1 protein-coding gene and 1 pseudogene are annotated in these 429 nt (G+C 67.8%); both read right to left on the minus strand.

Annotated features, from left to right (window positions below; translation table 11 throughout):
* Positions 1 to 190: hypothetical protein (locus AC30CM_RS27150; RefSeq protein WP_490119999.1), on the minus strand; the 190-nt coding region annotated here is incomplete at its 3' end.
* 33 nt (positions 191 to 223) lie between these two features.
* Positions 224 to 429, minus strand: a pseudogene (locus AC30CM_RS27155) (DNA primase); the annotation flags it as partial.

Raw genomic sequence — 429 nt, forward strand, 5'->3', positions numbered from 1 at the left:
CTGGCACGAGCAACAACAGGAACGCACCGACCATGACGGCCGCCAGCACCGTCCACCGGGCGACGACCAAGCGCTTCCACCCCAGCCACGCAAAGAAGCCGATCGCCCGACGTGCGGACGCGAGCCACCACACGAACGGCACCACCAGGAACAGAGCCGCCTGGATGACCGCAGACACCACAACAGCCACCCCAGTGACCCTACCGGCCGCTCGGAGTCCCGCTCAGGCCGCCGGCCCGGTGACGACGGCGAGCAGTTCCTTGCGGGACTTCTCCAGTTCGACGAGATCGGCGAACATGCGGTTGTACCGGGCCTGGTTCTCGATCGGGTTGGTGCGCTGCAGCTTGGACTTCAGCTCCGCGATCTGCCTCGCCAGCGTCTGCACCCGCAGCAGCGCGGCGTACTCGGCCGCGTAGCTCGTCGTCGCCT

The organism is Mycobacterium sp. DHQP2018-32-09 (assembly GCF_058148405.1).